19 protein-coding genes are annotated in these 19810 nt (G+C 72.3%); 9 read left to right on the forward strand and 10 right to left on the reverse strand.

Annotated features, from left to right (window positions below; genetic code table 11):
- Window positions 1-70 precede the first annotated feature (70 nt).
- The 7 genes from ACIP5M_RS24450 to ACIP5M_RS24480 form a co-directional block, all read right to left on the reverse strand.
- The gene (locus ACIP5M_RS24450) at window positions 71-334 is read right to left on the reverse strand and encodes a DUF3099 domain-containing protein (RefSeq protein ID WP_401200526.1); all 264 of its coding nucleotides are present in this window, start codon (window positions 332-334) and stop codon (window positions 71-73) included.
- 167 nt (window positions 335-501) lie between these two features.
- Window positions 502-792 (reverse strand): DUF1416 domain-containing protein, encoded by a 291-nt coding sequence (locus ACIP5M_RS24455; RefSeq protein ID WP_030011783.1) that lies wholly within the window; start codon window positions 790-792, stop codon window positions 502-504.
- Between the two features lie 57 nt (window positions 793-849).
- Window positions 850-1695: a sulfurtransferase gene (locus tag ACIP5M_RS24460; RefSeq protein WP_215016762.1), complete on the reverse strand. Its 846-nt coding sequence runs from the start codon at window positions 1693-1695 to the stop codon at window positions 850-852.
- A gap of 195 nt (window positions 1696-1890) precedes the next feature.
- The gene (locus ACIP5M_RS24465) at window positions 1891-1980 is read right to left on the reverse strand and encodes an Ms5788A family Cys-rich leader peptide (RefSeq protein ID WP_353962230.1); all 90 of its coding nucleotides are present in this window, start codon (window positions 1978-1980) and stop codon (window positions 1891-1893) included.
- A gap of 155 nt (window positions 1981-2135) precedes the next feature.
- On the reverse strand, window positions 2136-2852 hold the full coding sequence (locus ACIP5M_RS24470) for a DUF2993 domain-containing protein (RefSeq protein ID WP_401200529.1): 717 nt from the start codon (window positions 2850-2852) through the stop codon (window positions 2136-2138).
- Between the two features lie 110 nt (window positions 2853-2962).
- Window positions 2963-4336, reverse strand: a complete 1374-nt coding sequence (locus ACIP5M_RS24475) for a hypothetical protein (RefSeq protein WP_401200532.1) — start codon at window positions 4334-4336, stop codon at window positions 2963-2965.
- 10 nt (window positions 4337-4346) lie between these two features.
- Window positions 4347-4601 (reverse strand): MoaD/ThiS family protein, encoded by a 255-nt coding sequence (locus tag ACIP5M_RS24480; protein ID WP_401200534.1) that lies wholly within the window; start codon window positions 4599-4601, stop codon window positions 4347-4349.
- Window positions 4602-5074: 473 nt separating this feature from the next.
- Between ACIP5M_RS24480 and ACIP5M_RS24485 the strand changes: the two genes are divergently transcribed.
- The 5 genes from ACIP5M_RS24485 to ACIP5M_RS24505 all read left to right on the forward strand — a co-directional run bounded on the left by ACIP5M_RS24485 (window position 5075) and on the right by ACIP5M_RS24505 (window position 10505).
- Complete coding sequence (locus ACIP5M_RS24485; protein ID WP_401200537.1) at window positions 5075-5866, forward strand: response regulator transcription factor; 792 nt, start codon at window positions 5075-5077, stop codon at window positions 5864-5866.
- A gap of 24 nt (window positions 5867-5890) precedes the next feature.
- On the forward strand, window positions 5891-6913 hold the full coding sequence (locus ACIP5M_RS24490; protein ID WP_401200540.1) for a LacI family DNA-binding transcriptional regulator: 1023 nt from the start codon (window positions 5891-5893) through the stop codon (window positions 6911-6913).
- A 133-nt stretch (window positions 6914-7046) separates the two neighbouring features.
- Window positions 7047-8279 (forward strand): S1C family serine protease, encoded by a 1233-nt coding sequence (locus ACIP5M_RS24495; RefSeq protein ID WP_401200543.1) that lies wholly within the window; start codon window positions 7047-7049, stop codon window positions 8277-8279.
- Between the two features lie 55 nt (window positions 8280-8334).
- Entirely contained in the window at window positions 8335-9069 is a 735-nt protein-coding gene (locus tag ACIP5M_RS24500) for a response regulator transcription factor (RefSeq protein ID WP_401200545.1), read from the forward strand.
- Window positions 9066-10505, forward strand: coding sequence for a sensor histidine kinase (locus tag ACIP5M_RS24505; RefSeq protein ID WP_401200548.1), 1440 nt, complete (start codon window positions 9066-9068; stop codon window positions 10503-10505). The genes ACIP5M_RS24500 and ACIP5M_RS24505 overlap by 4 nt, the downstream gene beginning before the upstream one ends.
- Here ACIP5M_RS24505 and ACIP5M_RS24510 read toward each other — a convergent pair.
- Both ACIP5M_RS24510 and ACIP5M_RS24515 read right to left on the reverse strand, forming a co-directional pair.
- Complete coding sequence (locus ACIP5M_RS24510) at window positions 10485-11438, reverse strand: phosphatidylinositol-specific phospholipase C (RefSeq protein ID WP_401200551.1); 954 nt, start codon at window positions 11436-11438, stop codon at window positions 10485-10487. The two genes, ACIP5M_RS24505 and ACIP5M_RS24510, sit on opposite strands and share 21 nt — an antisense overlap.
- Window positions 11439-11515: 77 nt before the next feature.
- Entirely contained in the window at window positions 11516-12085 is a 570-nt protein-coding gene (locus ACIP5M_RS24515; RefSeq protein ID WP_401200554.1) for a TetR/AcrR family transcriptional regulator, read from the reverse strand.
- A gap of 117 nt (window positions 12086-12202) precedes the next feature.
- On the opposite strand from ACIP5M_RS24515, the gene ACIP5M_RS24520 reads away from it, so the two are divergent.
- Window positions 12203-13006, forward strand: a complete 804-nt coding sequence (locus tag ACIP5M_RS24520; protein WP_401200557.1) for an alpha/beta fold hydrolase — start codon at window positions 12203-12205, stop codon at window positions 13004-13006.
- A gap of 89 nt (window positions 13007-13095) precedes the next feature.
- Here ACIP5M_RS24520 and ACIP5M_RS24525 read toward each other — a convergent pair whose 3' ends face one another.
- Entirely contained in the window at window positions 13096-14910 is a 1815-nt protein-coding gene (locus ACIP5M_RS24525) for a bifunctional metallophosphatase/5'-nucleotidase (protein WP_401200560.1), read from the reverse strand.
- Window positions 14911-15078: 168 nt separating this feature from the next.
- Here ACIP5M_RS24525 and mshD point away from each other — a divergent pair, with 168 nt between their 5' ends.
- The 3 genes from mshD (at window position 15079) to ACIP5M_RS24540 (ending at window position 19679) form a co-directional block, all read left to right on the forward strand.
- Window positions 15079-16005, forward strand: coding sequence for a mycothiol synthase (gene mshD, locus ACIP5M_RS24530; RefSeq protein WP_401200562.1), 927 nt, complete (start codon window positions 15079-15081; stop codon window positions 16003-16005).
- Between the two features lie 466 nt (window positions 16006-16471).
- Window positions 16472-18736 (forward strand): RNA degradosome polyphosphate kinase, encoded by a 2265-nt coding sequence (locus ACIP5M_RS24535; RefSeq protein ID WP_401200563.1) that lies wholly within the window; start codon window positions 16472-16474, stop codon window positions 18734-18736.
- A 4-nt stretch (window positions 18737-18740) separates the two neighbouring features.
- Window positions 18741-19679, forward strand: coding sequence for a CHAD domain-containing protein (locus ACIP5M_RS24540; RefSeq protein WP_401200566.1), 939 nt, complete (start codon window positions 18741-18743; stop codon window positions 19677-19679).
- Window positions 19680-19810: the final 131 nt, after the last annotated feature.

Genomic DNA, 19810 nt, shown 5'->3' on the forward strand with positions numbered 1-19810 from the left:
GCGTACCCATGACCCGTTCCGGGGGGAAGCAGTTGTATGAATGCTTATTACATTCTTATCTCGCCGGACTTCAGTCCTCGGGACGCCGCTTTCCGTCCAGTTCGTCCCACCACTCGTCGGACTTCGGATCGCCCGAGGGGTCATCCCACCAGCGGTCGTCCGGGCCGCGCCGGTTGGCGATCATCGCGGCGACCGGCGGGATGACCATGGCGACCACGCACAGGGCCACGGCCGCTTCCACCGAGAACAGCCGCACGAAGGACCAGGCGGAGACGAAGAGGAAGAGGCATCCGCCCATCAGCAGGAAATAGGCGCGCCGGCGCCGGGCGTACATGCCTCCAGGGTAGGACCGGACCCCGCGGATGACAGCCCGTATGACAGCGCGTGTGACACCCGTACGACAGCAGAACGGCACGAAGGGCCGCACCCCGATCCAGTGGCGTCCAACCCCCGGGGGTGCGGCCCTTCGGCCGTTCGATCAGGCGATCACGCGGTCGGTGCTCAGACCGCGATCGCCACGTCCGTCACGCCGCCGGCCTCGGCGACCACGACGGCACGGTCCGCCTGGGCACCCGGGACGAGCGCCCGCAGCGTCCAGGAGCCGGTGGCGGCGTAGAAGCGGAACTGGCCGGTCGCCGAGGTCGGAACCTCGGCGGTGAACTCGCCGGTCGAGTCCAGCAGGCGGACGTAGCCGGACACCGGCTCACCGTCCTTGGTGATCTGACCCTGGATGGCGGTCTCACCGGGCTTGAGCGTCGCGAGGTCGGGCCCGCCGATCTGTGCTCCACACATGTTCTCTGTCCTGTCCTGGAGGGGTTCAGCTGCTACGGGGCGTCGCGTGCCCGGGGATTACTTGTTGGGGCCGAGCTCGATCGGCACGCCGACGAGCGAGCCGTACTCGGTCCAGGAGCCGTCGTAGTTCTTGACGTTCTCCTGGCCCAGGAGCTCGTGCAGCACGAACCACGTGAGCGCGGAGCGCTCACCGATGCGGCAGTAGGCGATGGTGTCCTTCGACAGGTCGACCTGCTCGGCCTGGTAGAGGGCGGTCAGCTCCTCGTCGGACTTGAAGGTGCCGTCGTCGTTGGCGTTCTTCGACCACGGGATGTTGCGGGCGCTCGGGATGTGACCCGGACGCTGCGACTGCTCCTGCGGGAGGTGCGCCGGGGCGAGCAGCTTGCCGCTGAACTCGTCGGGCGAGCGGACGTCGACCAGGTTCTTCGTGCCGATCGCGGCGACGGCGTCGTCACGGAAGGCGCGGATGGAGGTGTCCTGGGGCTTGGCCTTGTACTGGGTGGCCGGGCGGTTCGGGACGTCCTTGCCGTCGACCAGGTCGCGGGAGTCGAGCTCCCACTTCTTGCGGCCGCCGTCGAGCAGGCGGACGTCCTGGTGGCCGTAGAGCTTGAAGTACCAGTAGGCGTAGGACGCGAACCAGTTGTTGTTGCCGCCGTAGAGGACGACGGTGTCGTCGTTGGAGATGCCCTTGGCGGAGAGGAGCTTCTCGAAGCCCTCCTGGTCCACGAAGTCGCGGCGGACCGGGTCCTGGAGGTCCTGCTTCCAGTCGATCCGGACGGCGTTGGTGATGTGGTTCTTGTCGTAGGCGGACGTGTCCTCGTCCACCTCGACGATGACGACGTTGGCGTCGTTGAGGTGGGCCTCGACCCAGTCGGCGTCTACGAGGACGTCGCTGCGGCTCATGGTGTTCTCCTCCGGGGCAGTGTGCGGCGGGGCTGTGCTGGTCCAGCTGCTGGGCGCTGGTTGCTGCGGGGTGCTGCGTGCGTGCGTCCGGGTACGCTCACGGGTCCTGCGCGGGGAGGCGTCAGGATCAGGAGGCGGGTGCGGTCACGCGGGGAAAGGGCCGTCGTCCGGCTGATGGAGCGATGCGCTCACACGTCACATGGATCGACAGAGCATGGCGGCGACGCGACACAGGTCTACTGCCCGCCGCTTCGTGAGGTCCGCCTGCTGATGCTTCATAGGCATGGATCGTAGGGACGAATCGGCCGCCCTGTCACCGGCGTGTCATATGCCGAGACAGGATCGTCCGTATAGTGGGATCCGAGCGCCCTGAGCGGCCGCCGCGCCGCTCCCCGGAGCCCTCGTGCGGCCCGCCCTTCTGCGGACCGGACCGCGCCGTCTCACGATCCGGCCATCACCACGTTCGAGCCGTCGAGGGTGAGGTGTACGCCGCTCTCGTCCGAGGTCAGGGCGGAGAGGTGGAGCCCGGCCGGCAGCCCGCTGTCGAGGTTGCGGTCGAAGTCGGTCTTCCTGCGCACCAGCTTCTCGATCCCGGGGATGCCCTCGCCCGGCACCTCGTCGGCGCGCACGCGGACGATCCTGCCGCCCTTTCCGTCCTGCGCGTCCTCCAGCGTGATGGTGGACACGACGCTGCGCGTCAGCGTCTTGCCGAGCACGTCGACGCCCGCGGTCACCTTCACCTTGCCCGGCGCCCCGCCGTAGGAGAGGGTCGCGCCGGTCTGCGAGGCCGCGGTCAGGTCCGCGTACGTGATGAGGCCGGTGCCCGTGGCGCTCTTGGCGGTGCCGCGGCTGTAGTCCCCGTTCAGCTTCACTCCGCGGAAGCTCGCGTCGAGTTCGGAGAGCCGCGTCTTGCGGCCGTCCGCCATCACCTCGACGCCCCGGAGCCTGAGGTCGACGCGGTCGAGGTCGTGGCTGAGCGCCTGCGTCAGGAAGGGGAACCCGTGGATCTCCACCTCCGAGCTGCCGGCCAGCCCCTGCCGGGCCTGGATCCGGTCGGCCAGCCGGTTCTCGGCATAGCCGGCCGCCCAGCGGTCCACCCCGACGAAGAGCGCTCCCAGCACCACTCCGATGATCAGAACGACACGCAGGAAACGCACGTGCCCCCACCCCCTACTAATCGGTACCTGGCACCCAGTTGACCATGGACCGCCGTCAAGGGGCCGTCAGCCCGCCGCCGCCGACCGCCTCCGCCGGCCACCGGGCCGCCTCAGGCCACCACCCGGCCGATCAGGTACACGGCGGGGGCGGCCGCCGCCAGCGGCAGCGCCACACCGGCCGTCATGTGCACGAACTTCGACGGGTAGTCGTACGCCGCCACGCGCAGGCCGATCAGCGCGCACACCCCGGCGACGAGGCCGATCAGCGCCCCGCCCACGCCGACGCCGGTCAGCCCGCCGACGGCGATGCCCGCACCGGCGGCCGCGGCCAGCGACACGCCGACCGAGGCGGTGGGCGGCAGCGGGAGCGCCCGGGCGAAGACGGCGACGGCCACGGCGGCCGCGCCGACGGTGACGGCCCGCGGGTCCGCGGCCAGGAAGCCGGCGCAGACGATGGCCAGGGCCGCAGAGGCCACCGAGGCCATCAGGCCGTACATCCGCTCGTCGGGGTCGGCGTGGCTGCGCAGCTGGAGCACGAGGGTCAGCAGCACCCAGGCCCCGAGGGTTCCGATGATCGCGCCGGGACCGTACGACTCGTCCACCGCGAGCACGGCCACATCGGCGACGAGGGCTCCGGCGAAGGCGAGGGCGATGCCCTGACGGGCCGGCCACATGCCGTTGAGGCGGAACCAGCCGGCCGCGGTGAGCCCCTGGAGGGCGACCAGCGGCACGACGAGCGCGAGCTGCCCCAGCACCGCGGCCACGGCGAGCAGGATCCCGAGGGCGGCGGTCAGTATCGCCGACTGCGGGCCGGGGTCGATGATCGGCGACCGGCCCTCGGCGCGGGCCTGGGCCGGGTCGACGGCGCGCAGGGTGTTGCCGGCGAGGGTGGGCGGCGAGTACGCGGGCTCCTCCTCCTCGCCGGCGGGCGCGGGGGCCGCCGCCTGGGGCGGGAGGTAGGCGGTCTGCTCGGCCGGCGCCTCGTCACGGAACCAGCCGTCGGGAACCGCGGCCGGGGCCGGGGCCTCCGGAGCGGCGGCCTGCTCCTGGTACGGCGGCAGGTAGGCGGTCTGCTCGGCAGCCGGAGCCGGATGCGACCAGTCCGGGGCCGGGGCCGGGGCCGGGACCTCGTCACGGAACCAGCCCTCGGGAACCGCGGCCGGGGCCGGGGCCTCCGGAGCGGCGGCCTGCTCCTGGTACGGCGGCAGGTAGGCGGTCTGCTCGGCGGCCGGAGCCGGATGCGACCAGTCCGGGGCCGGAGCTTGCGCCGGAGGCGCCGGAGGCTGCGCCTCGTCCCGGAACCACCCCTCGGGCGCGACCGGCTGCCCCGGCACCCCGCCCAGCGGCGGCTGCACCGGCTGGTAGCCGGTGTCCCAGGTGTCGGCCTGCCAGGTCTGGGTCCCGTACGGGTCCTGGTGCTGGTTCTGCTGCTGTGGCTGCTGCTCGTACGGGTACTGCTGCTGCTGTTCCTCGGGCGTACTCATCGGCTCCCGCTCACCCGCCCGCGAACGGGGGGAGCACCTCTACGGTGCCCCCCTCGGTCAGCAGGACGGCATCGTGCGGGCGCTTGCCCACGGGTTCGTCGTTCACAAGGAAGGAGCAGCGCAGCAGGACCCGGCTCAGCTCCCCGGGGTGGCGTTCCCGCACGGCGTCGAGCGCCTCGGCCAGCGTGCGCGCCGAGTACGGCTCCTCCGCCGTCTCGGCCGCGGCCTTGGCCGCCGCCCAGTAGCGGATGGTTCCGGTTGCCACTGCAGCTCCTATCGTCGGCTCTCTACCGTCGGCCTCCATGATGACCCCTCCCACCCCCCACCCCCGTGTGCCTCCGCGCGCCCCGTGTGCGCCCGGGCGGCCCGGCCGTACCGCCCGGCGGGCCGCCGATCGCATGAAAACGGGGCATACGCTGGTCATGGGCGTGGCGGGAACCACAGAAGCCGGAGCGCAAGAGCCTCGGCCGCCGAAGGGCCGGTGGGCTATTCTGCTGGGCAGAGGATCCGGGCAACGTTGCCCCCGGGTCCTTTTGTGCTTTCAGCACGTTGAACGAACCGAGAACAGTGGTATCCATCCCGATCCCAGGGCGCGGGGACCGGACGGAGGCCACGCAGCACACGTACGAAGCAGAACCACGCATGTCCTCGACGGGACCGAGGAGGAACCGACGTGATGGACCAGCGAACCGTGCACGAGCACGACCTGCCGACCGGAACCGGGCGGGGTGGTCGGGCATGAGCTCTCTCCTGCTGCTGACCAACGCCCTGCAGCCGTCCACCGAGGTGCTGCCCGCCCTCGGCCTGCTGCTGCACAACGTCCGGGTGGCCCCCGCCGAGGGCCCGGCGCTCGTGGACACCCCGGGTGCCGACGTCATCCTCGTCGACGGGCGCCGCGACCTGCCGCAGGTGCGTTCGCTGTGCCAGCTGCTCCGGTCCACCGGGCCCGGCTGCCCGCTCCTCCTCGTCGTCACCGAAGGCGGTCTCGCGGCCGTCACCGCCGACTGGGGCATCGACGACGTCCTCCTCGACACCGCGGGCCCCGCGGAGGTCGAGGCCCGGCTGCGGCTGGCCACCGGCCGCCGGCAGCTCGGCGCGGACGACTCCCCGATGGAGATCCGCAACGGCGACCTGTCGGTCGACGAGGCCACGTACAGCGCGAAGCTGAAGGGCCGGGTCCTGGACCTGACCTTCAAGGAGTTCGAGCTGCTCAAATACCTCGCGCAGCACCCGGGCCGGGTCTTCACCCGCGCGCAGCTGCTGCAGGAGGTGTGGGGTTACGACTACTTCGGCGGCACCCGGACGGTGGACGTCCACGTACGGCGGCTGCGCGCCAAGCTCGGCCCCGAGCACGAGTCGCTGATCGGTACGGTCCGCAACGTCGGCTACCGCTTCGTCACGCCGGAGAAGGTCGAGCGGGCGGCGGCGGAAGCCGCGGCCCAGGCCGCCGCCCAGGCGGCGGAGGCCGTCACCCGGACGGCCGAAGAGCCTGTGATCGTCCACTCGGCAGGACGCCCTGCCCAGAGGTAGGTCACCCCGCGTAGACTTCCGCGCGTGGCCAAGGTGACGCGGGATGACGTAGCACGACTGGCGGGTACCTCTACCGCTGTCGTCTCGTACGTCATCAACAACGGACCCCGGCCGGTTGCCCCGGCCACGCGCGAGCGTGTCCTCGCCGCGATCAAGGAGCTGGGCTACCGCCCGGACCGGGTCGCCCAGGCGATGGCCTCACGGCGCACCGACCTCATAGGCATGATCGTCCCCGATGCCCGCCAGCCGTTCTTCGCGGAGATGGCCCACGCGGTCGAACAGGCCGCTGCCGAGCGCGGAAAGATGGTGCTGGTCGGGAACTCCGACTACCGCACCGAGCGCGAGGTCCACTATTTGCGGGCCTTCCTCGGCATGCGGGTCTCCGGTCTGATCCTGGTCAGCCAGGGCATGAGCGAGCAGGCCGCCTCGGAGATCGAGGCCTGGGACGCGCGGGTGGTCCTCCTCCACGAGCGCCCGGAGGCGATCGACGACGTCGCCGTCGTCACGGACGACGTCGGCGGCGCCCAGCTCGCCACCCGCCACCTGCTCGAACACGGGCACGAGTACGTCGCCTGCATCGGCGGAGTCGAGAACACCCCGTCCGTCGGCGACCCGGTCGCCGACCACGTCGAGGGCTGGCGCCGCGCCATGCAGGAGTCCGGCCGCTCGACCGAGGGCCGGCTCATCGAGGCCCCGTACAACCGCTACGACGCGTACACGGTCGCCCTGGAGGTCCTGGCCCGGCCGGACCGCCCGACGGCGATCTTCTGCGCCACGGACGACCAGGCCATCGGCGTGCTACGGGCCGCCCGTGAGCTGCGCATCGACGTACCCGGGGAACTGGCCGTGGCGGGCTTCGACGACGTCAAGGAAGCGGCCCTCACGGACCCGCCGCTGACCACGATCGCCTCGGACCGCCCGGCGATGGCCCGCGCGGCCGTGGACCTTGTCCTGGACGACGGCCTGCGCGTGGCGGGCTCCCGCCGCGAGCGCCTGAAGCAGTTCCCGTCGGCCCTGGTCGTCCGCCGCTCCTGCGGCTGCCGGTAGCCTCTGGCGGTCACCGGGCCACCCACCCGGGCCCGCTGATTGCCGCCTCGCTTATATCGGGCATACGCGGTTCTGTCGGGCTTCTCAGGTCGGACTCAGGAAGCTCTCATGATCGGCGGTCAGAGTCGTGACCATGACCGAGAGCTTCCGCCGCGAAGGCGAGTACCCCCAGGAGAACCGCCCGACCCAGCACGCGCCGTTCGGCGAGCAGTGGCAGCGGGGGCGGGACCGGCTGGCGCAGGACGCGGGGGCCGGGGCGTACCCTCCGCCGCCCTCGTACCCGCCCGCCGCACCCGGCTGGCACGAGGCGCACCAGCCTCCGGTCATCCGGGGCGAGACCGTCCCCGAAGCCCTCGGCGCCGACGGCGCGGACGGTACGGGCGGCGGCGGGACCCCGCACGGCCCGGCCCACGCGGCTGCCCCGGCCCCCCGGGCCGCGAGGCCGGTCGCGCTGCTCGCCGCCGTCGCACTCGCGGCGGCCGTGGTCGGCGGCGGCACCGCGGCGGCCGTCCAGCAGCTGATGGGCGGCCACGGCGCCAACGGGTCCGGCGGCGCCTTCAACGGCACCAACGTCTCGCAGTCCAGCAACGGCACCGTCTCCGGCGTGGCCGAGCAGAACAGCCCCTCGGTGGTCCGCATCGACACCCGTACCGGATCCGGCCAGGGCACCGGCTCCGGGATCGTGCTCACCGCCGACGGCGAGATCGTCACCAACAACCACGTCGTCTCGGGCGCCTCGGAGATCCAGGTGACGATGAGCGACGGCAAGAAGTACCCGGCCGAGATCCTCGGCACCGACCCCGACAAGGACCTGGCGCTCATCAAGCTGCAGGGCGCGAGCGGCCTGAAGGCGGCCAAGCTCGGCGACTCCGACGGCGTGAAGGTCGGCGACCAGGTCGTCGCCATCGGCTCCCCCGACCGCCTCACCGGCACCGTCACCAGCGGCATCGTCTCCGCCCTGAACCGCGAGGTGAACGTGGAGAAGCCGCAGACGCAGCAGTCCCCGCAGCGCGGCGGCGACGGCGGCTGGCCGTTCTCCTTCAACGGTCAGCAGTTCAACGGGAACACCGGCAACGACACCGCCTCCTACAAGGCCATCCAGACGGACGCCTCCCTCAACCCCGGCAACTCCGGCGGCGCCCTGTTCAACATGAACGGCGAGGTCGTGGGCATGCCCTCCGCGATCTACTCCCCCTCCAACGGCAATGCCGGCGCGGGCAGCGTCGGCCTCGGCTTCGCCATCCCGGTGAACACGATCAAGGCGGACCTGGACTCGCTGCGCAAGGGCGGCCCCGGCGGCAGCGGCTCCGGCAACAGCGACGGCCGCAGCAACGGCTACGGCACCGGCTACGGCACCTCGTTCTGACCGGCGGCCGTGCGACGCTGAAGGGAACGTCACGACCACCATGGAGGACCCGTCCATGCACCCCGCCGAAGGCGACCCGCAGCGCATCCTCGTCGTCGACGACGAGCCGGCCGTCCGTGAGGCCCTGCGCCGCAGCCTCGCCTTCGAGGGGTACGCCGTACAGACGGCGGTCGACGGGCTCGACGCCCTCGATAAGGCGGCCTCGTACGCCCCCGACCTGATCGTCCTGGACATCCAGATGCCCCGCATGGACGGCCTGACGGCGGCCCGGCGCCTGCGCTCGGCGGGCAATGTCGTCCCCGTCCTGATGCTCACCGCCCGCGACACCGTCGGCGACCGCGTCACCGGGCTGGACGCGGGCGCCGACGACTACCTCGTCAAGCCGTTCGAGCTGGACGAGCTCTTCGCCCGCGTCCGCGCGCTGCTGCGCCGCAGCTCCTACGCCACCCCGCGGACCGCCGGCGAGGGCCACGAGGACGCGCTGACCTTCGGCGACCTGCGCATGGACCTCGCCACCCGCGAGGTCACCCGGGCCGGGCGCACGGTGGAGCTGACCCGGACCGAGTTCACGCTGCTGGAGATGTTCATGGCGCACCCGCGCCAGGTCCTGACCCGCGAGCAGATCCTCAAGACCGTCTGGGGCTTCGACTTCGAGCCCAGCTCCAACTCCCTGGACGTGTACGTGATGTACCTGCGCCGCAAGACCGAGGCGGGCGGCGAGCCCCGCCTGGTCCACACCGTGCGCGGGGTGGGCTACGTCCTGCGCGCCGGCGAGAGCGGTCCCGAGTGAGCCCGACGGCCAGGTTCCGCGCACTGCCCCTGCGCTCCCGCCTGGCCCTGCTGGTCAGCGTCGCGGTCGCGGTCGCCGTCGCGGCCGTCGCCGCGGTGTCCTGGGTGATGGTGCGCACGCAGCTGCGTGATCAGCTCGACCGGTCGCTGATGGCGACCAATCCGTCCGCGCAGGTCCTGCGGACCCTGAGCGAGCCCTGCGTCGCCGCGCCGAGCCGGCCCGCCCAGGACATCGCGGGGAACCTCAACCCGACCGTCCAGATCGTCCTCGCCGACGGCAGCCACTGCTGGGTGAGCGGGCTGACCAACCTGCCGGTGAGCCCGGCGGACCAGCAGGTCGCGGAGGGGCGGCGGCCCAGCGCCCTGCACGACGCCACGGCCGCCGACGGCACCGGGATGCGCGTCTACACCTTCGCGGCGCGCACCCAGCCGAACGCCCCCGTCTTCGGCATCTCCGTCGCCAAGCCGCTCGCCGACATCGACAAGCCGCTGTCCACCCTGGCCTGGGTGCTGCTCCTGGTCTCCGGCATCGGCGTGGTCGGCGCCGGCGCGGCCGGGCTGTGGGTGGCCCGGACCGGGCTGCGGCCGGTCGACGAGCTGACGGGAGCCGTGGAGCACATCGCCCGGACCGAGGACCTCACCGTACGGATCCCGGACGAGGGCGACGACGAGATCGCCCGCCTGTCGCGGTCCTTCAACTCCATGACGGCCGCCCTCGCCTCCTCCCAGGAACGCCAGGCGCAGCTGATCGCCGACGCCGGGCACGAGCTGCGCACCCCGCTCACCTCGCTCCGTACGAACATCGAGCTGCTCGCGCGCAGCGAGGAGACCGGCCGGGCCATCCCGCCCGAGGACCGCAGGGAGCTGCTGGCTTCGGTCAAGGCGCAGATGACGGAACTCGCCGCGCTCATCGGGGACCTGCAGGAGCTGTCCCGCCCGGACGCCGTCTCCCCCGGCCCGCTCGGGGTGGTGGCCCTGCACGAGATCGCCGGAAGCGCGCTGTCCCGGGCCCGGCTGCGCGGCCCCGAGCTGGACTTCACCGCCGATCTGGCGCCCTGGTACGTACGGGGTGAGGCGGCCGCCCTCGAGCGGGCGGTGGTCAACGTGCTGGACAACGCGGTGAAGTTCAGCCCGCCCGGCGGCACCGTCGCGGTGTCGCTGCGGGCGGGCGAGCTGGCCGTACGGGACCACGGCCCGGGCATCGCGGCCGAGGAACTCCCGCACGTGTTCGAGCGGTTCTGGCGCTCGCCGTCGGCCCGCGCCCTGCCCGGCAGCGGCCTGGGCCTGTCCATCGTGGCCCGTACGGTACAGCGCGCGGGCGGCAGCGCCGAGCTGCGGGCGGCGGCCGACGGCGGCCCGGGGGCGGAGGCGGTGCTCCGCTTCCCGGGAGCGCCGACCCCGCCGCCCTCCGAGCCGTCAGTTGTGCCGGATCAGTGAGGCGACCAGGCCGGAGCGGGTGTTCGGGAAGTCCATGGGGACGATCCCGAGCCCGGTCCGGCCGGCCAGCTCCCCGCCGTCGACGAAGGCGTGCACCTGCGGGTTGAGCCGGTCGGAGTTCCAGCGCGGCGGCATGTACGCCGCGGTGCTGGTGTAGTTCACGAACAGCTTGCCGGGTTGCTGGACGGCCCGGCGGAACTGGTTCTCGATCTTGCCGCGCTTGGCGAAGGGCTCGGCGTTGTAGTCGTCCTGGATGTCGAAGAGGTTGCCGTCCCCGTAGCGCAGGCCGGGCAGCCCGGCGTTGTCGGCGAGCAGGACCACCTTGCCGCGGGCCTGCCCGAGGGTGGGCAGGGTGTCGGCTATCCGGAACAGCGGCCGCCAGCCCCGGTTGTCGAGGTAGTCGTCGAAGACGGCGCGGAAGGTCGCGTCGCTGTCCGTTGAGTACTCCTGCTTGACCCGCATCAGCACGGTTTCGGACGGGTGCGCGGCGAGGAAGTTCCAGCAGGCCACGAGGACGTCGCCGAACATCAGGTCCTGGAAGAAGGCCGCGTGGTGGATCGCGAAGGAGCCGCCGGTGACGCGGCAGCGCACGTCCAGGAACCGGATCCCCGATTCGAGCTGCTGGGCGATCGAGGTGTTCTGGCAGGCGACGTAGAGCCCGCCCTTGGTCGCGCCCGAGTCGTGGGTGCCGGGGATGGTCATCCGCTGGAGCGCGGTGGAGTCGGCCAGGCCGCCCATCCAGTCCTGCGTGCCGAGGGCCGTGGCGGAGGCGCGGCCGGCCGTACCGAGACCGGTGGCGGCCGCTGCCGCCAGCGCCGCCGCCCCGGTCAGGAACCCCCGGCGGCCCAACGCCGCACCCGCGCCCGTACCCGCTGCCGCGCCCGATGCCGTGCCCGTACTCGATGCCGTGCCCGTAGCCGATGCCACGCCCATGCCCGCCCCTTCGCCGACCCAGTGGTGGGACCGGATTATGGCGTGCGGAACGGGGCTTTACTACCCGTCGGTAGCGGTCAGCTTTCGAGCAACTCCACCATGGCGCGCAGCCCTTGGAGGAGTTCGCCGCCGGTCGGCGCCTGCTCCGGGTCGGTCAGGGTCTGCACCATCACCCCACTGAGCAGCGCGATGTGCAGCGATCCGAGCGCCCGTACGTCCTCCTCGGACACCTCGCTCTCGGGGACCCCGCGCAGTGTCGCGGCCACCATCCGCCGGTTGCGGCGCTGACCCTCGGCGAGGATCGCGAGCAGCTCCGGCGCCGACTGCGCGTGCACGAAGGCCTCGACGGAGGCCAGCCACAGCCAGCGCATCTCGCCGAAGTCGCGGATCTTGCGGTCCCAGGTGTCGGCGTACCGCTCCCCCGGCGTGTCACCCTCGCCCGCGAGGCGGCCGGAACCCGCGGCCCACTCCTCCATGGCGGCGAACAGCGCCTGGTTGAGCAGTGCCTCGCGCGATCCGAAGTGGTAGCCGATCGCGGCCATGCTCACCTTCGAGGCCGTGGCGATGTCGCGCACGGTCGTGCGCAGGTAGCCCTTCTCCTCAAGGCATCGGCGCGCTCCGGCCAGCAGATCCTCGCGATTTCCCATGCCGGGATGGTAGCCGCCGCACTCTTTTGCACACTTGCCCAAGACAAACGTATTGCGCAAGCGCCCAAGTCCTGTCAGGCTACTGCCCACCGGAAGGACCGCCGAACGGGAGACACCATGCGACACGAGCTGAAGATCGACGACCGCACCCTGTCCTACCTGGACTTCGGCGGCCCCGGCCGCCCGCTGCTCGCCCTGCACGGCGGGATGTCCGAGGGCGCCGCCTTCGCCGGGCTCGCCGAACACCTCGGCGACGAGTGGCGGATCATCGCCCCCGACCAGCGCGGCCACGGCGACTCCGACCGCGCCCCGCACTACCGCACCGAGGGGTTCGTCGCCGACGCCGTCGCCCTCCTCGACCACCTCGGCCTCGACGCCCCGGTCACCGTCCTCGGCTACTCGCTCGGCGGCCTCACCGCCGTGCACCTCGCGGCCGAACACCCGGACCGGGTCGCCGCCCTGGTCAACGCGGACTCCTCCATCGAGGTCCCGCTCGCGGGAGCACCCGAGGCCGGGCGGGCCCCCGCCGGGTTCGAGTTCCTGGACGCCATGCGCTACACCGCACCCACCCGCGAGGAGCTCCTGGAGGCGGCCGGCCCGATCGGCTCGCAGTTCGTCGCCCCCGCCCTGCGCCCGCTGGCGGACGGCACCGGCTGGCGGCTCCCCTTCCACCCGCAGGACATGCTCGACGCCATCGCCGGGGCCCGCGGCGACCACTGGGAGGCCTGGCTCGCCGGCCGGTGCCCGGCCGCGCTGATCCACGCCACCCGCAGCGCGGCCCTCCCCCAGGCCACCGCCGACGCGATGGTGACCCGGCGCCCGGGGACCTCGTACATCCCCCTGGACGGGGACCACTTCGTCCCCTTCACGCAGCCGGACGCCTTCCACACGGCCGTCGGGAAGTTCCTCGCCGGACTGTGACGCCGCCGCCCGCGCCACGGGGGTGCGCGGGAACGGCAGAGGGGGGGGCGGGCCGTCGGGCCCGCCGCCCCCTCGGGGGTCTCGCCGTCCTACTTGACGACGGTGATGCGGTCCGCCGCCGGCGGCGCGATCGGGGTCGCGGCCGTCGACTTGCCCAGGTAGGCGTTGAAGCAGTCCAGGTCGGACGCGCCGACCAGCTTGTTCTTGTGCTCCTTCAGGACGGTGAAGCCGTCACCGCCGCCCGCGAGGAACTCGTTCATCGCGACCCGGTAGGTCTTGGCGGGGTCGATCGCCGCGCCGTTCAGCTTCACCGAGTCCACGACGATGCGGTCGGCACCCGTCTTCGTCATGTCGAGGGTGTAGGTGAACCCCTTCGACACCTGGAGGATCTTCGGGCTCGGGCCGTTGACCGTACCGCTGACCTGCTGCTGGAGCGCGGTGATCAGCTGCGCGCCGGTCAGGTCCACGACGTTCATCATGTTGTTGAACGGCTGGACCGTGTAGGACTCGCCGTAGGTCACGACTCCGTCGCCCTCGGCGCCCGCCGCCTTGTAGGCCAGGTCGGCACGGATGCCGCCCGGGTTCATGATGGCCAGCTGCGCACCGCCCTTGTCGGCCGGGGCCAGGGCCTCCAGTTGCGCGTCGGCGATCAGGTCGCCCAGCGGCTTCTCCGGCGACTCCGAGCCGCGGCCCGGGATGTCCGCCGAGATGAAGCCCATCGGACGGCTCGCGACCGGCGCGGCGAGGGCGTTCCAGCGGGTGATCAGCTCGGTCATGTCCGGGGCCTTGGGCTGGTCCCGGGTGACGACCTTGTTGACCGGCTTCGGCGCGGAGAGCGCGGTGCGGACGATGTCCTTGGTCTGGCGGTCGTAGGTCAGCGTGGTGTCCGTGAACAGGCGGCCGTAGGAGGCGGCCGAGGTCACCATGCGCGGGTTGCCCGCCGGGTCCGGGATGTTGCAGGCGTACGCCTGGTGCGTGTGGCCGGTCACCAGCGCGTCGACCTTCGGGTCCACGTTCTTGGCGATGTCCACGATCGCGCCCGAGATGCCGGCGCCGGCGCCCGGGACGTCGCAGTCGTAGTTGTACGCGCCGCTCGCGGGCAGGCCGCCCTCGTGGATCAGCGCGACGATCGACTTCACGCCCTGCTTGTTCAGCTCGGCCGCGTACTTGTTGATCGTCTCAACCTCGTCGCCGAACTTCAGGCCCTTGACGCCCTCGGCGGTGACGACGTCCGGAGTGCCCTCCAGGGTGACGCCGATGAAGCCGATCTTCACGTCGCCCTTCTTCCAGATGAAGGTGGGCGACATCATCGGACGCTTGGTCTTCTCGTCCGTCACGTTCGCCGCGAGGTACTGGAACTCGGAGCCCGTGAACTCCTTGCCGTACTCGAAACAGCCGTCGACCGGGTGGCAGCCGCCGTACTGCATGCGGCGCAGCTCGGCCCGGCCCTCGTCGAACTCGTGGTTGCCGACGCTGGTGACGTCCAGGTCGAGCTTGTTCAGCGCCTCGATGCTCGGCTCGTCGTGGAAGAGCCCCGACAGCATCGGGCTGCCGCCGATCATGTCACCGGCTGCGGCGGTGACGGAGTACTCGTGGCCCTTGCGGGCCTCGCGCAGGCTGGTCGCGAGGTACTCGACCCCGCCCGCGGGTATGGCTTTGGTGGTGCCGTCGGCCTGACGTTCGGTCACGTTGCCGGAGGAGCCCTGCGGGGGCTCCAGGGTGCCGTGGAAGTCGTTGAACGACAGCATCTGCACATCGACGGTCCGGCTCTTGGCCGCACCGCCACCACTCGCGGCTCCGGCCGGAAGTGCGGCGGCGACGACCGCGCCGGCACCGGCGGTGACGGCAATGGCGGTGAGGGTCAACCGGCGGGCTCGGCGGTGCCGTTGTGGCGTCGCTGACATTTAATCCCCTTTGTGGACAGCGATACTGCTTGGGAGGTCCGCCGAAGCCTATGGTCAACGCGCGTAGCACGACAGGGGGGAGCGGGTATCGAGCTGGTTACGTGCAGAAGACGGACCGACCCCGCGCCCGCCCCCGCGGGCCGCCCGTGACGGTCGTAGGCTCTTGGCATGACTGACGCAGCAGCGGCCCTGGAGCCGGGACGGCAGATTCAGACCCTCGACGAGCTGACGGAGGAACAGGCCGACTCCGTCCTCGCCCTGATCGAGGAAGCGGCGCGCACCGACGGCACCACCGCCGTCTCCGAGCAGGGACGGCTCCAGCTGCGCGGCGGGCCGCGCGAGGGCATCCGGCACTTCCTGCTCACCGAGGGCGGCCGGCTCGCCGGATACGGGCAACTGGAGGACACCGATCCGGTGGAGGCCCCGGCCGCCGAACTGGTCATCCACCCGGCGATGCGCGGACGCGGCCACGGGCGGGCGCTGGGCACGACCCTGCTGGCCGCCTCCGGCAAGCGGATCCGGGTGTGGGCACACGGGGGCAAATCGGCCGCCCGGCACCTCGCGCAGGTCCTGGGCCTGACCCTGTTCCGCGAACTGCGCCAGCTCCGCAGGCCCCTGACCGAGGGGGACCCGCTCCCCGAACCGCTGCTCCCCTCCGGTGTGACGATCCGCACGTTCGTCCCCGGCGCGGACGACGCGGCCTGGCTCGCGGCGAACGCGGCCGCCTTCGCCCACCACCCCGAGCAGGGGGCGCTGACCCAGCGCGACCTCAACGACCGGATCGCGCAGCCGTGGTTCGACCCGAAGGGCTTCTTCCTCGCGGAGCGGGAGGGCGAGCTGGTCGGCTTCCACTGGACCAAGGTCCACCGGGAGGAGCAGCTGGGCGAGGTCTACGTGCTGGGCGTCCGCCCGGGCGCCCAGGGCGGCGGCCTCGGCAAGGCCCTCACGGCCATCGGTCTGCGCCACCTGGCGGAGACCGGGGTCCCGACGGCGATGCTCTACGTCGACGCCGACAACCCGGCGGCCCTCGCGGTCTACGAGGGCCTCGGCTTCACCACCCACGAGGTGGACCTGATGTACCGCACCGAAAGCTGACACGCCCCCCAGGACGCCAGGGCCCCGCCCCGCACCCCCGCGCCTCGAACGCCGGCAACATCCAGCCCCGCCGGCGTTTGAGGCGCGGGGGTGCGGGGGCAGCGCCCCCGAAACGGCGCCGCACCCGGCAACGAAGCGGGGCCCACCCCAGCCCCGCCGGCGATTGAGGCGCGGGGCTCCGGGGCAGCGCCCCCGGAACGGTGCCGCACCCGGCAACGAAGCGGGGCCCACCCCAGCCCCGCCGGCGATTGAGGCGCGGGGCTCCGGGGCAGCGCCCCAGGTCGGCAGCGGGTGCCCGCGGCGGCGGAGTCGTGCGCGAGGCAGAGACGGGAAGCCATGCGCCATTCACCAGGCATTAACACGCGCTTGCGACTCTCCCCCCATGCAGCCCCGGCCGCCCCGCCTCCGCCTGACGGCAAACACTTCCGACGCGCCTGTCCTCCCCCGCGCGCGGAAGAATGGAGTCATGAGCCACCAGCCCAGCGCCGGCCCCACCGAGGTCCCCGCCCAGCACCCGTCTCACACCCCGGCCCACGCGGCAGCGAACGGCACGAGCACGCCCTCCGCACGCCTCGGGTCCATCTCCGCGCACCGCCCCCACATCGACCTCGACCCCGACCTCGACGCCGATCTGGACGCCTACGAGGACAAGGACGGCGGCGAGCTCCCGCCCGGTCGTTTCCTCGACCGGGAGCGCAGCTGGCTCGCCTTCAACGAGCGCGTCCTGGAGCTCGCCGAGGACCCCACCACGCCCCTCCTCGAGCGCGCCAACTTCCTGGCGATCTTCGCGAGCAACCTCGACGAGTTCTTCATGGTCCGCGTGGCCGGCCTCAAACGGCGTATCGCGACCGGTGTCGCCACCCGTTCGGCCTCGGGCATGCAGCCCCGCGAGGTGCTCGACCTCATCTGGACGCGCTCGCGCGAGCTCATGGCCCGCCACGCCGCCTGCTTCCAGCAGGACATCTCCCCGGCGCTCGCCGAGGAGGGCGTGCACCTCATCCGGTGGCCCGACCTCACCGAGAAGGAGCAGGCCCGCCTCTTCACGCTGTTCCGGAACCAGATCTTCCCGGTGCTGACCCCGCTGGCCGTGGACCCCGCGCACCCCTTCCCGTACATCTCGGGCCTCTCCCTCAACCTGGCCGTCGTCGTCCGCAACCCCGCCAGCGGCCACCGCCACTTCGCCCGCGTCAAGGTCCCGCCCCTCCTGTCCCGCTTCCTGGAGGCCTCCCCGCAGCGCTACGTCCCGCTGGAGGACGTCATCGCCGCGCACCTGGAGGAGCTGTTCCCGGGCATGGAGGTGCTGGCGCACCACATGTTCCGCGTGACCCGCAACGAGGACCTCGAGGTGGAGGAGGACGACGCCGAGAACCTCCTCCAGGCGCTGGAGAAGGAGCTCATGCGGCGCCGCTTCGGCCCGCCCGTCCGCCTGGAGGTCGAGGAGTCCATCGACCCCGGCGTCCTGGACCTGCTCGTCCAGGAGCTGAAGGTCAACTCCTCCGAGGTGTACCCGCTGCCGGGCCCGCTGGACCTGACCGCCCTCTTCGGGATCGCCTCCCTGGACATCCCGGAGCTGAAGTTCCCGAAGTTCGTCGCCGGCACCCACCGGGACCTCGCCGAGGTCGAGTCCGCCCACGCGCCCGACATCTTCGCCGCCCTGCGCGAGCGCGACGTCCTGCTGCACCACCCGTACGACTCCTTCTCCACCTCGGTGCAGGCCTTCCTGGAGCAGGCCGCCGCCGACCCGGACGTCCTCGCGATCAAGCAGACGCTCTACCGCACCTCCGGTGACTCCCCGATCGTGGACGCCCTGATCGACGCCGCCGAATCCGGCAAGCAGGTCCTCGTACTCGTCGAGATCAAGGCCCGCTTCGACGAGCAGGCCAACATCAAGTGGGCGCGCAAGCTGGAGGAGTCCGGCTGTCACGTCGTCTACGGGCTCGTCGGCCTCAAGACCCACTGCAAGCTGTCGCTCGTCGTGCGCCAGGAGGGCGACCAGCTGCGCCGCTACGCGCACGTCGGCACCGGCAACTACCACCCCAAGACGGCCCGTCTCTACGAGGACCTCGGCCTGCTCACCGCCGACCCGCAGGTCGGCGCGGACCTCTCGGACCTCTTCAACCGGCTGTCCGGCTACTCGCGCCGCGAGACCTACCGCCGCCTGATGGTGGCGCCGCGCTCGCTGCGCGACGGCCTGATAGCGCGCATCGACAAGGAGGCCGACCACCACCGTGCCGGCCGCCCCGCCTCCGTGCGCCTGAAGATGAACTCGATCGTCGACGAGGCCCTCATCGACTCGCTCTACCGGGCCTCCCAGGCGGGAGTCCCCGTCGACATCTGGGTCCGCGGGATCTGCGCGGTGCGCCCCGGGGTCCCCGGGCTCTCGGAGAACATCCGGGTCCGCTCGATCCTCGGCCGCTTCCTCGAACACTCCCGGGTCTTCGCCTTCGGTAACGGCGGCGAGCCCGAGGTGTGGATCGGCAGCGCCGACATGATGCACCGCAACCTCGACCGCCGTATCGAGGCACTGGTCAGGGTCGCCGACCCGGCCCACCGCGCGGCCCTGGACCGGATGCTGGAAACCGGGATGTCCGACCTCACCTCCTCCTGGCACCTGGGCCCGGACGGCGAATGGACCCGGCACAGCACGGACGCGGACGGCCAGCCGCTGCGGCACGTACAGGAGATGCTCATAGACGCCCGGAGGCGCCGGCGTGGCTCAGCCAAACCATGACCCGATGGCACGGGGGAACGCGGGTGACGTGCTCGGCGCGTACCTGCGTTCCCAGGCCACCGCTTTCCTGCGCGCGCTGCGCCTGCACGCCGAGAACGCGGGGAGCGGGGCCGATGCCGCGGAAGGAACCGACGCGGCGCGCAGCCTGCGGGGGGCTGCGCGCCGCATCAGCGGATCCCTGGGCACCTTCCGGGCGGTGACCGAGTCCTCCTGGGCGGACGGGCTGCGCACCGAGCTGGTGTGGCTGTCCTCGACCCTGGCCGACGAGCACGCCCACGCCGCCCGGCTGGTGCGGCTGCTGGACGCGCTGCACCGGCTGTCGGGGGCGGCGGAGGTCCCCGCGCCGCGCGCCGGCGCCGGCGCGCTCACCGTGGGCTCGGCCCGGGCGGGCGCGCTGCTGGAGCGCCGGCTGACCCTGGCGCGGACCCGCGCCCACTCGGCGACGCTGCAGGCCCTGGGCTCCGCCCGTTTCCACGCGGTGGCCGACGCGGTGGCGGTGCTGGCCTCGGAGGTTCCGCTGGACGCGGTCGCGGCCCGGGGGCGGGTCGCGGAGGTCCTCGTACCGCTGGCAGAGGTGGCCGAAACCCGCCTGTCGGCCGCGGTCGCCGCCCTGCCGGCCGCCGGGCACGAGCACCCGTACAACGCGGACCACGACGGGCTCTGGCACGAAGTACGCCGCCTCCTGCGGATCCACCGGTACGCCCGGGAGGCGCTGGGCGAGGACGTGACCCGGCTGCGCATCGCCGGTGAGGCCCTGGACCGCCACCGGGACGCCTCCGAGGCCGCGGCGGCCTCGGCGACCGCCGCCCGGACCCCCCGCATCGCGCCCGCCACGGCGTACGCCCTGGGGGTGCTGCACGCCGACCAGCGCCACGAGGCCGAGGCCGCTCGCCTCGCCTTCCGGCACGTCTGGCTTCCCGAGCCGGCGGTCACGGCGGGATAACGGCCGGGTAACGGGTGGTGACGCCCGTGTGCGCACCCGTTCGACCGCACCGGGTCGTCCGCCACGGTTCACCGTCCGTTCACTCTCCCCGGTCGGCCGCTTCACCTGTTCTGCCTAATTTCAGTCGTGCA

The organism is Streptomyces sp. NPDC088762 (assembly GCF_044750905.1).
Taxonomy (GTDB): Bacteria; Actinomycetota; Actinomycetes; order Streptomycetales; family Streptomycetaceae; genus Streptomyces.

Bases quoted from the DNA above. Each gene is read 5' to 3' on its own strand.
- ACIP5M_RS24450 (WP_401200526.1), bottom strand. From the start codon at position 334: ATGTACGCCCGGCGCCGGCGCGCCTATTTCCTGCTGATGGGCGGATGC.
- ACIP5M_RS24455 (WP_030011783.1), bottom strand. From the start codon at position 792: ATGTGTGGAGCACAGATCGGCGGGCCCGACCTCGCGACGCTCAAGCCC.
- ACIP5M_RS24460 (WP_215016762.1), bottom strand. From the start codon at position 1,695: ATGAGCCGCAGCGACGTCCTCGTAGACGCCGACTGGGTCGAGGCCCAC.
- ACIP5M_RS24465 (WP_353962230.1), bottom strand. From the start codon at position 1,980: ATGCCTATGAAGCATCAGCAGGCGGACCTCACGAAGCGGCGGGCAGTA.
- ACIP5M_RS24475 (WP_401200532.1), bottom strand. From the start codon at position 4,336: ATGAGTACGCCCGAGGAACAGCAGCAGCAGTACCCGTACGAGCAGCAG.
- ACIP5M_RS24485 (WP_401200537.1), top strand. From the start codon at position 5,075: ATGAGCTCTCTCCTGCTGCTGACCAACGCCCTGCAGCCGTCCACCGAG.
- ACIP5M_RS24495 (WP_401200543.1), top strand. From the start codon at position 7,047: ATGACCGAGAGCTTCCGCCGCGAAGGCGAGTACCCCCAGGAGAACCGC.
- ACIP5M_RS24500 (WP_401200545.1), top strand. From the start codon at position 8,335: ATGCACCCCGCCGAAGGCGACCCGCAGCGCATCCTCGTCGTCGACGAC.
- ACIP5M_RS24510 (WP_401200551.1), bottom strand. From the start codon at position 11,438: ATGGGCGTGGCATCGGCTACGGGCACGGCATCGAGTACGGGCACGGCA.
- ACIP5M_RS24515 (WP_401200554.1), bottom strand. From the start codon at position 12,085: ATGGGAAATCGCGAGGATCTGCTGGCCGGAGCGCGCCGATGCCTTGAG.
- ACIP5M_RS24520 (WP_401200557.1), top strand. From the start codon at position 12,203: ATGCGACACGAGCTGAAGATCGACGACCGCACCCTGTCCTACCTGGAC.
- ACIP5M_RS24525 (WP_401200560.1), bottom strand. From the start codon at position 14,910: ATGTCAGCGACGCCACAACGGCACCGCCGAGCCCGCCGGTTGACCCTC.
- mshD (WP_401200562.1), top strand. From the start codon at position 15,079: ATGACTGACGCAGCAGCGGCCCTGGAGCCGGGACGGCAGATTCAGACC.
- ACIP5M_RS24535 (WP_401200563.1), top strand. From the start codon at position 16,472: ATGAGCCACCAGCCCAGCGCCGGCCCCACCGAGGTCCCCGCCCAGCAC.
- ACIP5M_RS24540 (WP_401200566.1), top strand. From the start codon at position 18,741: ATGGCACGGGGGAACGCGGGTGACGTGCTCGGCGCGTACCTGCGTTCC.